Raw genomic sequence first — 12,375 nt, 5'->3', positions numbered from 1 at the left:
CGCCCTCTATTAATTTAAAATTCATCCAAACCTAGTGTGACAAAGCGTTCAATTATTGGATCAATTTCAGCAATTAATACTTTACTAGAGTCTGATTCAATAATCTCAATCTGATGCTCAGTCTTTTGTGTGATTGACCGAGAATTAGGTTGTATTGGCTGTGGAGAATCTTGAATAGCAGGATGTATATGATGCTCAATCTTTTGTTCAATTGATTGAGAATTTAATTGTATTGGCTGTGGAGAGTCCTGAATAACAGGAGTTATATGATGCTCAATCTTTTGTTCAATTGATTGAGAATTTGGTTGTGTTGGCTGTGGAGAGTCTGGAATAACAGGAGTTAAAGGAAAAGAGGGTGGTGGTGATTGCTTTGACGGTTGGAATTTAGATTTTGACTTGAATTGGGTAACTTGTGAAGTTGCACCAAGTCCCAGCATTGCGCCAGCAACTGTATACATGGTGGTTTTCTCAAAGTATTGAACGCCAAAATATCCAAGTGCTAGTGCAGATAAGGTGGCGGTGATGCTTCCCAGGATGATTTGCTGTTGTTTCAATTGTTTATCCTTAACTTTGCTGGTAGTTTATACTTGCTTGCTCCCTGTATCTAAGTATGCTTATTTACACTCCTTTCTGTTGAACCAATACATAGATTAATTGCAAATAATCCAGGCAGTCAAGCATTCACAACATACTTCAGTTAAGGAAAATTATTGTTTGAGGTATCCACAAGTCAATGCTGGACTGAGAAATGATACATTGATGAACCCAACCCATCTTTAAGGAAATAGTGATTTTTCACACCGCAGAGTCTGGTTTCGATTGCCAGTAGCAAGCTAACTCCACCTATGGTAATAGTTGCAATTTAACTTTACCAGTGGAGAGCATCGTGTAGCCAATACTTACTGCCATCAATGCCAAGCCAAATGAGACAAGTGAGATCGGAGCAATAAAAATTACGCTACTCATGATGGCATAAGTCAAACTACCAGCAATCAATAGCCAAGCATAATTACGATTCTGTCCGCCGTACTTTAAAATCAATATTCCTGATACTGTCAAAACCATTACAGGCAAACTAGGAATAAAGTATCCAGAGAAAATTACACTACTTGCCAAAACCTTGATGCCAAAAACTATCAAAGCCAAGCCAGTAAGCCTGATGAGAAATTTCATCTTTTTATCTATCGCTATATAGGTTAGCAATAGAATTTAGGTTTTGCAGATGCGAATTATGCAACTGAAGTACCTACAGACTTTGTTGACATTACCTCTGGATGTGCTATTTGAAGCAATAGTAGCTATCTCAAGCTGGCATTAAATTAAGTTTAGTTAAAGATTTTCGCCATGTTACTTAACCGTTCATAAACAGGAATCAGGCGATCGCCTTCAATTTCAACAGCAGCATTAGGATAGTTACGAATGGCTCCAAGCAACGTAACTTCACCATTTTGACTAATAGATGTACTTAAAGCGCTTCGCAACGCCTGCTCGTCTAATTGCTGTGCAGGAGGATGAACTACCTCGCCAATTTGGTTTACTAAAATAGGCCCTGCCCAGCTAGAAAGTAGGTTATTTAATAAGTTACGATCGGCTTTTATTCCAGCTGTCAGTGCCTTACGAGCTATTGCAGGGTTTTGTTGAGCCGCCTGCAAATAAGCCCTCAGTGTGGGGGTAGTTTTGCCAGTTTCTACAAACTGACTCAATTCTTTCACAGAGATTGGCCCTTGAAAATTCCCATACTTTAAAACAACTTGCTCGGCAGCATTAGCATTGGGACTTAAGAATAAAATACTAGCACCTATCCCTAAAGCTACTGCCTGTCCAAGTAATTTAGAAAATTGCCACTTGCTAAATTGATGGAAAAGTTGAAAACTCTGCATTTTGTCAAACTTCCTATTGTGTAGAGCGTAGATAGGCAAAAAAAATTTAAGTGTTGTTACTTCGGAAAAAATCAATTTTGGCAATATGAAGCACTCTTCGTCTCAAGTTGTTTAGGAATACCCCAACATTACCTTGCTGCTTGATATGGCTTGGCACCCAAGCCCATGAGTGGAAAAGCACATCTACTAAAATTTGATTTCCTAATTCTTAATCGTAGGCTCTGAATGTAAAATTACACTCTTACTATGGGTTGAGTAAGGGTGTGTACATGGTATAAGTTTAATATTTTGATTGATAACCACTAACTCATTGGGCAGAATGCGATTGATTAGTACTGATCGTTATGAAAATTTTTGCGATCGCAGATTTTAGCGAACTCAAGTATAATTCATGTTCAATGGTTATATCAGCCACCCTAGACAGAATAAAATTAAGCTCAAAATTTTTTAACTCTGTCTTTCAAGAACTGATAAAAAGGCTAATTAGAATGTCTGAGAATTTTCCATTTCAAAATCTTAACCAACTACAACAATGGCATCAAGGGATAAAAGATGCAAACCGCAATAATATTTTCTGTCATTGTCGTGTTTGTGGTTATGAGTGGATGGATTCGACATTTGATGTTACTTGTATTAAATGCAATAGCACAAATGTAGAAAGTATTTCATCTTGGCAGTTTCCAGATGATTAAATTAGAGAGAGCTTGTATATGAAACGAAATTGGTCACAAGAAAGTTATATTAAAAGCTATAAATTTGCAGCACAAGCACACCAAGGTCAAAAAATGCCAGGTTCAGAAATACCTTACATCATGCACTTAAGTTTTGTGAGCATGGAAGTAATTGCTGCCTTAAGTGTGGAGAAAGAAACCGACGGAAATCTGGCAATTCAATGTGCGCTTTTACATGACTCCATCGAAGATACTCATACAACTTATGAGCAAATAAAAGCTGAATTTGGTGAAGCAGTAGCTAAGGGTGTACTTGCATTGACTAAAGATAAAAATTTAGACAAACATCTTCAAATGGAAGATAGCTTACAAAGAATCAAACAACAACCAAAAGAAATATGGATGGTAAAGTTGGCAGATAGAATTAGTAATCTACAAGCACCACCGCATTATTGGAATCTAGAAAAAATTACTCGATATCGAGAAGAAGGTATTCAGATTTATGAAGCTTTGAAGGATGCAAGTGATTTTCTAGCTTCACGTTTGGCTAGCAAAATTCAAGATTATAAGTTGTTTATCGATCAAGTATAATTGAATAGCCTCTTACCCTATTATTTCCCCAACATCAAAAGTTTTCCCTTCTATTGTTACTTGATCTCCTGATACTAACTTCCGCCCTCGTCGGGTTTCAACGATGCCATTGACTTTGACATAACCATCAAGAATCATTAGCTTGGCTTGTCCTCCAGTGGAGGCTATACTTACCAACTTTAAAAACTGATCGAGTTTAATCATTTGCCACTTGCTAAACCTAGTTCACGCTGCACGGTAACTTAATTTATGGCGTTCACATCAAGTAAAACGACTCATGGCATTATACAACAACGCTGAATAAGATTCGCTTGGGCTAAACTTCCCGAACACCTACATCAATGGATCAAAAAGGAATAATACTTCCTAATCTGCTAATTTACGCCCTATCCAAGTCATAAATGATTCAGAGGCATCTTTGTTTTGCCAAAGCCATCTAAAAGCTGACTGAATTTGCTCTACCTGCTTCCGGCTCATTAAGTTTAGAACAACTCTCTGCCTTTGAGCAAGCCCGCCGTCATCGCTACTTTCAATTTCCTTCAGTACCCAAAATTCCATCATTGATGAGGTGAATTGGTAAAGAATGTTTCCTTGTTGTTCTGCACGTCTAATAAAGCCCTGCTCTTCTAGATTACTAAGTGCTCGCTGCTGCTGACTGAAAACTATGTCAATATCGCTCAAGTCGTATCGTCGTTGATTGAGACGACCTTGTAAACGAGATAAAGCAATTAACATTAACAATATTTGTTCGGTTTCATTAAAGGATAACCACCAATCTTGGAAGATATGTTTAGTAGCTTTATAGAACTCTTGTGCAAAGGTTTCAATATTCAGTATCTGCCCATTACGCCAAATGTTATAAATCAAATAGCCAGCATTTTGAAGCAAGGCTGGGTATCCTCCACACATCTCTTGAATGACCTGCCTTAACTCTGGAAGCAGATTCAATTCAGCAGGCATAAGGCTGATCAATTCACTTATTTCTCTATTATTAAAAGGTTGGAGGCTCAGAAACAAGTAATGGTTATACCAGGGTGATGACGACGGATATACTTCCGGTCCAAGTTCAGTTAGCCGTTTCCTAGAGGTGACAACAGTTGACAAATAATAACGTTCTTTACTATGAATGGCGAGATTGCGAAACTCACTTAAGAATACCTGCATTTCAGCTTCAGTATAGTTTTTGTTAGGAGAAAGAGCATCTTCATAGTTGTCTAACAACAGTAGCAAAAACCGATTTCTTTGCCCCGTTTTTTGCAGTATTTGGCGAATATTTCTAATTGTGACTTCTTCTGAATTTAAAAATTTATCAATATCAGTTTGTAAGAAATTTTCATCACCGAGTTGTTCTTGCAGAAGGCTTAAAAATTCTTGCCAAAAAGCATCAGGTGTAAAAGGAACGATCAATGAACAATTCAGGCTAACGATAATTGCTTCATCAATATTAAGTCCATGTTCTTGCCAAACTTGAGGAGACGCTAAAAATTGCAGAAATGAAGATTTCCCTATACCTGTATTCCCCCAGATAGCTAGATGACCGCGATTGTAGATTTGATCGAATGCTACTGCAATTGCAGACCTTCGCCCGACAAAATACTCTGGTGGGACAGGAGCGCCAACATAAAAAGGATTGCGTAAGGTTTGTAAAGTTTCGCTAATATGCTCTTGTTCTTGCTCTAATTGAGCTTCGACTTCCCAGAGTCGCTGCTGTGCGCGTCTATTTTCTGGTTCTAACTCTAGCGCTCTTGCAAACTGGGTTCTAGCTTGTGCGAGGTCGCCTTTTTCTTTGAGGTCGCGCCCATAACCTAAGAGCGATTTTACAAAAGCCTCCCTGTAGCGTACACTCAGATCGTCTACTTTGCAGACTCTTGTATAAAGTTCAACAGCCTGGCTAAATTGCTCATCTTCTAAACAAGCAGAAGCCATTCCAGATAAAGCGCCAAAGTGGTTTGGGTTAACTTGTAAAACTTGTTCATACAACCTTATTGCTTCAATAATATCCCCTTGTTCGTGTAATTCCTTCCCTTCTTGATACAAGGGAATAATCTCTGGATGCAGCTTATCTAATTCTAAAATCTCTGTGCGTAGAGAGTGCCTTTTAATGAACCAGCAACGGACTAATTCCACCGTAATTGCATAAGAATAAGGGCGATCGCGGGATAATTCAGAAAGCTCTCTCTCTGTAATAAACCCACCTGTTTTTAGGGTTTCTAACGCCTCTTCTAGCTCATGGGTTACAATTACACCTTGGTCTGTTAGTAGTTTCCAAGGATCGGGACGGGAGCGTTTTTGCATTTCAGCAATAGCCGCAAATACTACCCGTTCTGCAATCGGTAATCCTTGACGAAACCATGCTAAACCGTTGTCGGCTCTTTCAATTGCTTCATCAATATTCTGATCGACATCTTCTGTACTAATCTTTTGCCAGTCTGCTACTTCATCTTCATATTTATCCCGAGCTTTTTCAAATAGCACACTGCATAATACCTGAGTAAAATAGGGATGTCCTGCGGTAACTAGCCAAATATGCTCAATTGCTAGGGGGTCGTATTCTAAAATGCCTTCAGCTGGTTTGGTAATCAGACGTTCGGTATGATTTTTCTCTAGCAAACCAACTTCTTTACGTGGTGCTTGGCGAAATAAACTCACTAAGGTTTCCAAGTCGTCCAACCGCCGTCCGACGACTGGAATTAGACAAAATCTTGTAGGTTGGGTGAGAATGAGTGACTGGAGATGGCGAAAGAAATCCTCAGTGGTTGTTTGATCGTTGCGATCGCCAACTGTATCAAATTCATCTAATAGTAGAACTGGTTTGCGATCGCCTAAAGCTTCATAAATTTGAATAAAAAAATCGGTAGTAAAGACCGTTGGTTTTGATTCTAGCGTAAGCTTTGTTGGGATCTTTACTTGTTCTTCAGGTAAATTCAGATATCTCACAATGCCTGTTGCTAGATGATGTAAGATATCTGCCAACGAGCTTTGACTTTGACCTTCCAGAGACAACGGTATAAAAATAAACTGTTTTAAATGACTCAAAAAGTGAGGAATCTGCGCCAAAACAGAGGATTTACCAATCCGTCGTTGACCATGCAGAAGAATTACAGATGCACCTTGAAGTAAGTTATCTTCAATAAAACGGAACAGGTCATCCCGTCCAAAAAACTTTTTCTTATTGTTAATTGGAGTACCAGTAATATATGGATTGATTAGACCTGTTGTCATAGAGATTACCTGTTGGTTTCTGACTAGTTTACGCTGGACTTTGCCCAATAACTCCTTTCACAAAAGCACCTCCCAGTTTTCCCATCCATCCAGCCACAGATTGAATCGTATCTTTATACTGCCATACCTGCTTCATAATAGATTTCATCTGCTCAATCTGCTTACTACTAAGATTAAGAAAAACTAGCTCACGCTCTGCTAAATCTGGCTGATTTTGACTATTTTCTAGTTCTTTGATCACCCACCATTCCATAATCGATGAGGTAAACACATAATCTCCTTGTTCACTGTCATCTATATCTAGATAACAACGGATAATACCTCGCTCTTCTAATTCGCGTAACTGTCTGTCCTTTTGGCTGAGAATAATATCGACTCCATCTAGAGTGTACTTACGTTTGTGATTTAGACGACCTTCCAAGCGAGACAGAGCAAGAAATTTCAGTATACTTTTTTCGTCATCAGTTGATAATTTCCAAGCGATACTAAAGTATTGCCGATTTACTTTCTCAAATTCTCTAGCAAAGTCCACTACTGTTGCAATATCTCCATCTCGCCAAGCTCTATAGAGCAAAAAACCAGCGCTTTGTAGCAGTGCTGGATTACCTCCAGAAATTTCCTGTATTCCTGCTTGCAAATCTATTAACCAAGGAAGAGAATATTGCGCTGACACATTTTGCAGCCAATTTGATACTTCTTGCTGTTTAAGAGGCTTGAGGTAACGATAAGTATAGTGATTATTCCAAGGGGATGTACCTGGTGTGATTTCTGGCCCCATTTCTGATAGACGCTTTAAGGAAGTTAGAATCACACACAGATAATCTTTTTCTTGACCATGACTGGCTAGATTCCGAAGATTGCTCAAAAATGAGCGCATGTCGTCTTCGGTATAGATAGCATTGGGATACAGAGCAACATCAAAATTATCTAGTAACAGCAGTAGGAATTTATTTGCTTTACCAATTTCAGCTAACATATAGCGTAACTCATTAACGCTGTAGGTTCCTTGCGCCAATATTTGCTCAATCGCAAGCTGCAATGCTTCGTTATCTTCAACTTGTTTTTTTAAGGAACTCAATACCTTTTCCCAAAAGCCAATAGCGGTGAAAGAAGGTAAAATTTCCGAACAATTGAAAAAAATAATAAATACTTGAGATGTATCAAGATTTTTCGTTTTCCAAGTTTCTGGCGCAGCAATATATCGTAGCAATGACGATTTACCCATCCCACTACTGCCTTGAATTGCTAAATACATCCGATTGTAAATTACATCAAATGCGGCATTAATATCAGATCTGCGTCCCATAAACTTATCTGGGGAAACAGCACCGCCAAAATAAAATGGATTATTTTGATTGGATTTTATATTCATAGCCAGTACTTTCAAGAATAAATAACCAATTTAATTCCTATAAATTTTTATTTTATGGTTACTTCTTGTTATTCTTGATAAAATCTCGTCAACTCTTCCAATTTGCTTTATGATTCCAATAAATCAAATTACTGCTCGCCGCGCCGATGATTAGCAGCTTGCAATAACAGAGATTCTGCAAAAGCGATCGCGTCTGTAGCTGATTTCCCCCCAGCCAACTGCGCTAGTTCATCCCGGCGAGTTGTTAAATTATCCAAAGCGGTGACGCGCACTACGGTACGTTGCTCGCCGCTACCGTTGTTAGCTTTATTACCTTTACTTTGATTGATAATTTGCTTATCCACCCGGAAATGGCGGTCTGCCATAGCAGCTACTAAAGGTTGGTGCGTAACACATAATACTTGTGAACGTTGGCTTAGCTGGTGTAATTTTTCCGCGATCGCTTGGGCGACTCTTCCCGACACACCCACATCAATTTCATCAAATACCATTGTCCCTGCTGCATCGGCTTGGGAAACACAAGCTTTCAGCGCTAGTAAAAAGCGGCTCATTTCCCCACCGGAAGCAATTTCTGTTAAAGGTTGGAGTGGTTCTCCGGGGTTAGGACTAAACATAAATGTAATTTTGTCCGCACCTGTAGCAGTTGGAGAAGTAGGTACAATCTCTACTTTAAATTGCACCTTTTCCATCGCTAGGGGTTTAAGTTCAGCAATCAATCGCGATTCTAAATCGTTAGCTGCTGTACAACGCAACTGCGTTAACTTATGACAAGCTTGGGTAAGTTTTGCCAAACTTGCTTGTTCTTGCTGTTCTAAACTTTCGATAGATTGTTCGCTGTCGTTGAGTTCGGCTAATTCACCTTGGATTTTTTGATAGTAGGCGATCGCTTCTTGGAGTGTCGGGCCATATTTGCGACAAATCTGCTTTAATTCCCGAATTCGCTCTTCTACTTCCTCTAAACGCTGAGGATCGGCTTCTAAATCTTCGCCATAAGCATTAATTTGCCTACCCACTTCCATTAATGTCGCTTGGGCATCCCGCACCAAATCTAATAGCGGTTGCAGTTGGGCATCATACTCCACCATGTCATTTAATGTGGCTTCGCTGTCTCCCAATAAATCTGCGGCGGCTGGGGCTTCGTTATCGTTTTGATACAAAGCCTGATAGACCTTGTAGCTCATCTGTTGCAAATCTACTACATGATTCAGGCGTTCCCGTTCTTGTAATAACTGCTCTAATTCGTTGGCATCGCTAAGATTTACCGCACCCAATTCCTGCACTTGATAGGTGAGTAAATCTAGTTGTTGTAAACGTTCCCGTTCTGATGTCCGGCGTTTTTCTAATGCTAGGCGTGCTTGTTGATACACAGCAAATACAGTCGCGATCGCTTGACGTTGCTGCATTAAAGAATCGCCACCATGCAAATCCAACCAATCACGGACTTGGGCGGATTGTCCCACTTGTACAGTTTGGCCTTGGGCAGTAATTTCCACCAAGCGATCGCGAAATCCCCCCATCATCTGCCGATTCACCAACACACCATTCACCCGCGATCTACTCCGGATATTACTAGCCGTGGCAGCAATTTCTCGACTGATGATTACAGAGTTTTCATCTATGGAATCAATTTCTTGTTCGTTCAACCAAGCCGCTAAAGTAGCGTTAGATTTAAAAGTAGCTTCTACCATCGCTCGGCTAGTTCCAGTGCGAATGACGCGACTAGATACCTTACCTCCGAGGGCAGCATCAATAGCATCCAGAATAATCGATTTTCCCGCGCCGGTTTCACCTGTTAATACGTTCAGTCCAGCGCCAAATTCCAGTTCTAGTTGGTCAATTAGGGCAAAGTTTTCAATTCGCAGGCAAAGCAACATCAAGCCAAATTCTCCATGAGGGCAGATGCCGAATAGTTACAACTTTTAGGACTAGGCATGAGCGTTTAGCAACCAGCATGAGCCACTATTATAGAAGTAGCAAGCCCATTTAAGTTTAGCAAACTCAGTACAGGTACGCGGAAGTCAACAAGTCTTATAGATGTGGACAGGGCTGCTGGCTTGGTAGTAACTACCGTACAGACTTCTAGTACAAGCGTGGCAAAAATAAAGATACCATTGAAAATAGTACACAAACTGATAATAAAGGTCTTTTGGCGTTTCACTTCTGCTGTTTCGCTCAACTGAAAACTGCTGTGATTGCCTTTTTAGTTTGGAGTTAAACAACAATTTTTTTCTCAATATGAGAGATGCAAGCAAATATAGTGGTTTGCTATTATTACAATCCAATTTCTGAAGTCAGAGGAAACTGGAACAGATAAATCCCGATCTCCTTTACAGAAAACCACTTCCTCTAACTAAATCGGGGTGCTTGATGCTAAACATATTGTTACAATGCTTAACATAATCAATTCGACCGGTGGCATTCTTCATGATTGTGAAAACACTTCCCCCAACTTCCCGACCGATCGAGGAGGACAATGGCGGTAGCAACAACCGCCGTGACGACATACATATTGCTGAAGTAGTGCCAGAAGATGGTACACAAGGCTTGGTTGTTAGATCGCCAAGACTGATAGCAGCCCAACAACAGAGAGCCTTGACGACACAGGTTCAATATGAGATGACGCGTTACGATCCGGTAGAGATTTCGGCGCATTATCAACAAAGACCCCTACAGGTTTTAGGGCGAATTTTTGCTGTCTTGGGGCCAACTCTCTCCTTTGCTTTGGGGTTATGGTGGGATAGCAAACGGGGAATTGTGGTAAAAAATGACCGCCGCCGAGCTGCTCAACTTAGAGAATTATTAACGCGACTGGGGCCTGCGTATATCAAAATTGGACAGGCTTTATCTACAAGACCTGATTTGGTTCCTCCCGCATTTTTGGAAGAACTTACCAAGTTACAAGACCAGTTACCACCTTTTCCCAACGAAATTGCTTACCAGTTTATTGAAGAAGAACTAGGCGCACCGCCAGAGGAAATTTATAGTGAACTTTCACCAGAACCAATTGCAGCTGCTTCTTTGGGGCAAGTTTACAAAGGTAAGCTGAAAACTGGTGAGGAAGTAGCAGTAAAAGTTCAGCGTCCCGACTTAAGAGAAGGGATTACCATTGACTTATATATATTACGTCGCCTAGCAGGGTGGGCAAAGAAAACCTTTAAACGGGTACGCAGCGATTTAGTCGGTATTCTTGATGAATTAGGCGATCGCATTTTTGAAGAGATGGACTATATACACGAAGGAGAAAATGCCGAGCGTTTTTTCCAGTTATATGGTCATATGAAAGATGTATACGTACCGAAAATTTACTGGGAATACACCAATCGTCGCGTGTTGACGATGGAGTGGATTAACGGTATTAAATTAACCCAAGCCGCAGAAATTAAAGCCAAAGGCATAGATGCCCGTTATTTAATCGAAGTGGGTGTCCAGTGTTCGCTGCGTCAGTTGCTAGAACATGGATTTTTCCACGCTGACCCTCACCCAGGTAATTTATTAGCAACCTTGGATGGCAAATTAGCTTATCTTGACTTTGGGATGATGAGCGAGATTAAGCCACCTCAGCGTTATGGTTTAATAGAGGCGATCGTCCACGTCGTTAACCGTGACTTTGAAGGTTTAGCTAAAGACTACGTTAAGCTAGATTTCTTATCACCAGAAACCGATTTAACACCAATTATTCCCGCCTTTGCCAAAGTCTTTGCTGAAGCCCAAGGTGCTAGCGTTGCAGAGTTGAACATTAAAAGCATCACCGATGAACTATCGGCTTTGATGTATGAGTATCCTTTCCGCGTACCTCCCTACTACGCTTTAATTATTCGTTCTCTGGTAACTTTGGAAGGGATTGCTATATATATAGATCCCAACTTTAAAGTCCTTAGCGAAGCTTATCCTTACGTAGCGAAACGCCTGTTAACAGATCCAGCACCAGCACTCAGAGCATCGCTACAAGATTTACTCTTTAAAGAAGGTAAATTCCGTTGGAATCGCTTGGAGAACTTATTACGAAATGCTCGGGGTAATGAAGACTACGACTTAAATTTGGTAGTAAATCAAGGAGTAGACTTTCTCGCTTCCGAACGCGGTAGTTTCATTCGCGACAAATTGGTAGATGAATTTATTAATGGAATCAATGCTTTAGGTAAAAATGTCTTGCATAACTTCACTTATCTACTGCGCGAACAGGTAGGAATAACAGCTATTAACGAAACTCCCGCAGCGACAATTGAACAACAACAAACCTTAGAGCATATCAAACGTATCTTGAATATTCTTCGAGATACCCGTGGCTTTGATCCAGTGCAGCTTGCTCCCCAACTTGCTCAATTAATAATAAATCCAGGAGTACAGCTTTTAGGTCAGCAAATTACTAGCCGCTTGCTGCAAAAAGCCATAGCTAAATTAATTCGGGATTTGTTAGCGGCGGAAGATGCTAATAATATTCAAGGTCGGAAGTTAGACCAACCTGCAAGGTTATCTTTACCTGCAAGAGTGTAAGTCTAATTCTTTTGTCTCAAAACCCTTGCCTTCAATCTTTTTTGATAGAGGTAAGGGTTTTTATTTTGGGTATAGATTTTAGATGTTTAGGTTGGGTTTTACTGCATTCAACTCAACAAAATCTAGCTTTTTTGCTGGCCTTGGT

General features: G+C 40.2%; 10 protein-coding genes. 3 read left to right on the top strand and 7 right to left on the bottom strand.

Annotated elements, in window-relative coordinates; genetic code table 11:
• Positions 1-14 precede the first annotated feature (14 nt).
• The 3 genes from BV375_RS22275 to BV375_RS22265 all read right to left on the bottom strand — a co-directional run bounded on the left by BV375_RS22275 (position 15) and on the right by BV375_RS22265 (position 1,880).
• The gene (locus BV375_RS22275) at positions 15-554 is read right to left on the bottom strand and encodes a hypothetical protein (RefSeq protein WP_086764312.1); all 540 of its coding nucleotides are present in this window, start codon (positions 552-554) and stop codon (positions 15-17) included.
• Between the two features lie 289 nt (positions 555-843).
• Positions 844-1,173 (bottom strand): hypothetical protein, encoded by a 330-nt coding sequence (locus tag BV375_RS22270; RefSeq protein WP_086764310.1) that lies wholly within the window; start codon positions 1,171-1,173, stop codon positions 844-846.
• Between the two features lie 152 nt (positions 1,174-1,325).
• On the bottom strand, positions 1,326-1,880 hold the full coding sequence (locus BV375_RS22265) for an alpha/beta hydrolase (RefSeq protein ID WP_086764308.1): 555 nt from the start codon (positions 1,878-1,880) through the stop codon (positions 1,326-1,328).
• 488 nt (positions 1,881-2,368) lie between these two features.
• Between BV375_RS22265 and BV375_RS22260 the strand changes: the two genes are divergently transcribed.
• Both BV375_RS22260 and BV375_RS22255 read left to right on the top strand, forming a co-directional pair.
• Positions 2,369-2,572: a hypothetical protein gene (locus BV375_RS22260; RefSeq protein WP_086764535.1), complete on the top strand. Its 204-nt coding sequence runs from the start codon at positions 2,369-2,371 to the stop codon at positions 2,570-2,572.
• 18 nt (positions 2,573-2,590) lie between these two features.
• A complete protein-coding gene (locus BV375_RS22255; RefSeq protein ID WP_086764306.1) occupies positions 2,591-3,142 on the top strand; it encodes an HD domain-containing protein in 552 nt (183 codons plus the stop codon).
• A gap of 12 nt (positions 3,143-3,154) precedes the next feature.
• On the opposite strand, the gene BV375_RS22250 is transcribed toward BV375_RS22255, so the two are convergent.
• From BV375_RS22250 to recN, 4 genes are all read right to left on the bottom strand, one after another.
• Positions 3,155-3,346, bottom strand: a complete 192-nt coding sequence (locus BV375_RS22250; RefSeq protein WP_086764304.1) for an RNA-binding S4 domain-containing protein — start codon at positions 3,344-3,346, stop codon at positions 3,155-3,157.
• Between the two features lie 162 nt (positions 3,347-3,508).
• Positions 3,509-6,364: a tetratricopeptide repeat protein gene (locus BV375_RS38255; RefSeq protein WP_086764302.1), complete on the bottom strand. Its 2,856-nt coding sequence runs from the start codon at positions 6,362-6,364 to the stop codon at positions 3,509-3,511.
• Positions 6,365-6,392: 28 nt separating this feature from the next.
• Positions 6,393-7,736, bottom strand: a complete 1,344-nt coding sequence (locus BV375_RS22240) for an NACHT domain-containing protein (RefSeq protein WP_086764301.1) — start codon at positions 7,734-7,736, stop codon at positions 6,393-6,395.
• Between the two features lie 128 nt (positions 7,737-7,864).
• Positions 7,865-9,610, bottom strand: coding sequence for a DNA repair protein RecN (gene recN / locus BV375_RS22235; RefSeq protein ID WP_086764299.1), 1,746 nt, complete (start codon positions 9,608-9,610; stop codon positions 7,865-7,867).
• 550 nt (positions 9,611-10,160) lie between these two features.
• On the opposite strand from recN, the gene BV375_RS22230 reads away from it, so the two are divergent.
• Complete coding sequence (locus BV375_RS22230) at positions 10,161-12,230, top strand: AarF/ABC1/UbiB kinase family protein (protein WP_208099167.1); 2,070 nt, start codon at positions 10,161-10,163, stop codon at positions 12,228-12,230.
• The last annotated feature ends 145 nt before the right edge of the window (positions 12,231-12,375 follow it).

Source organism: Nostoc sp. 106C (assembly GCF_002154725.1).
GTDB lineage: Bacteria > Cyanobacteriota > Cyanobacteriia > Cyanobacteriales > Nostocaceae > Aulosira.
The sequence above is the reverse complement of the archived record's forward strand: the minus strand, read 5'-3'. Positions and strand labels throughout refer to the sequence as shown.

Coding starts and splice junctions, on each gene's coding strand:
- BV375_RS22265 (WP_086764308.1), bottom strand. CDS start 1,880: ATGCAGAGTTTTCAACTTTTCCATCAATTTAGCAAGTGGCAATTTTCT.
- recN (WP_086764299.1), bottom strand. CDS start 9,610: ATGTTGCTTTGCCTGCGAATTGAAAACTTTGCCCTAATTGACCAACTA.
- BV375_RS22240 (WP_086764301.1), bottom strand. CDS start 7,736: ATGAATATAAAATCCAATCAAAATAATCCATTTTATTTTGGCGGTGCT.
- BV375_RS22255 (WP_086764306.1), top strand. CDS start 2,591: ATGAAACGAAATTGGTCACAAGAAAGTTATATTAAAAGCTATAAATTT.
- BV375_RS22250 (WP_086764304.1), bottom strand. CDS start 3,346: ATGATTAAACTCGATCAGTTTTTAAAGTTGGTAAGTATAGCCTCCACT.
- BV375_RS22270 (WP_086764310.1), bottom strand. CDS start 1,173: ATGAAATTTCTCATCAGGCTTACTGGCTTGGCTTTGATAGTTTTTGGC.
- BV375_RS22230 (WP_208099167.1), top strand. CDS start 10,161: ATGATTGTGAAAACACTTCCCCCAACTTCCCGACCGATCGAGGAGGAC.
- BV375_RS38255 (WP_086764302.1), bottom strand. CDS start 6,364: ATGACAACAGGTCTAATCAATCCATATATTACTGGTACTCCAATTAAC.
- BV375_RS22260 (WP_086764535.1), top strand. CDS start 2,369: ATGTCTGAGAATTTTCCATTTCAAAATCTTAACCAACTACAACAATGG.